Source organism: Streptosporangium sp. OZ121, assembly GCF_051918885.1.
In the GTDB taxonomy this organism is placed as follows: Bacteria; Actinomycetota; Actinomycetes; order Streptosporangiales; family Streptosporangiaceae; genus Streptosporangium.
The window spans coordinates 1-1,251 of sequence record NZ_JBPXMC010000087.1; the positions used below are offsets into that span (position 1 = coordinate 1).

Here is a 1,251-nt window from a genome sequence, read left to right on the forward strand (position 1 = left end):
TGGCCTGCCCTGAGTTCGGTGGAGTCGCGTTTTTGGATTGTCATGCCACGATGGTCGTGTTTTCGAACTCTATCGGGGTCAGCATGCCGAGGCTGCTGTGACGGCGTCTGCGGTTGTGCCAGATCTCCAGGTACTCGAAGATGGCGTTGGCGAGCTCGATCCGGGTGTTCCAGCGCTGACGATCGAGGAGTTCGACCTGCATGCGGGACCAGAACGCCTCGATCATGGCGTTGTCATAGCAGTCGCCGACACTGCCCATCGAGGGCATCAGGCCGGATGCCTTGGCACGTTCGGTGAAGGCCCAGGAGGCGAATTGCACGCCCTGGTCGGAGTGGATGATCGTGCCGACCGGTGGAATGCGCGACTGGATGGCCATGCCGAGCGCGTTGGTCACCAACGCGGCGGTGGCAGATGAGTCGATGGACCAGCCGACCACGCGCCGCGAGTAGGCGTCCAGCACCACGGCGCAGTACACCTTGCCTTCCCGGGTGGGGTGCTCGGTGATGTCGGTGACCCATAGCTGGTTCGGCGCGCTTTGGGAGAAGCGGCGGTCGACCAGGTCGGTGGCGATCTGGTCGGGTGTGGACCGGCGCCACCTGGGCCGGCCGGCAACTCCGGCCAGCCCGGCCCGGCGCATCAGGAGTTCCACCGCGCCGTGGCTGACCGGCACGCCGTGGCCCAGCCGCAGCTCGGCGTGTACCCGGCGGGCACCGTAGGTGCTGCGGGAGTCGGCATGCACCTGAGTGATCAGATCGGTCAGCCAGGCGTGCCGGATCGCGCGCTGGGAGGGGGGCCGGTTGCGCCAGGCGTAGTAGCCCGAGACTGACACTCGAAGGACCCGGCAGGCGACCTCGACCGCGATGGCTTCGTCGGCCATCACCGCGACGGCTTCGAACCGCCTTTTGGGGGCACCACCTCTCGCACCAGTTCGATCGCGCGACGGGTGGCCTGCAGTTCGGTCTCCAGCTCGGCGATGCGTTGCTTGGCCGCGAGCAGTTCGGCCTTCTCTCCGCTGGTCAGGCCGGGCTCCAGGCCGCGGTCAATGCGGTCTTGTCGACGCCAGGAATAGATCGTCTGGCTGCTGATGTCCAGGTCACGGGCCACGTCGGCGACCTTGCGGCCCGCCTCAATGAGATCCAGCACTTTGCGCCGGAACTCCGACGGGTAGCCACGTCGTCCCATGCCACTCTCCTCTCAACGAATGGCACAAGAATCCAAGAACCCGCCTCCACAAGACCAGGGGCACACCAC

Annotated in this window: 1 pseudogene; it reads right to left on the reverse strand. The window is 66.3% G+C overall.

The features are described from left to right. Positions 1-40: 40 nt before the first annotated feature. A pseudogene (locus tag ACTOQ1_RS42810) lies at positions 41-1,182 on the reverse strand (IS3 family transposase). Positions 1,183-1,251 lie beyond the last annotated feature (69 nt).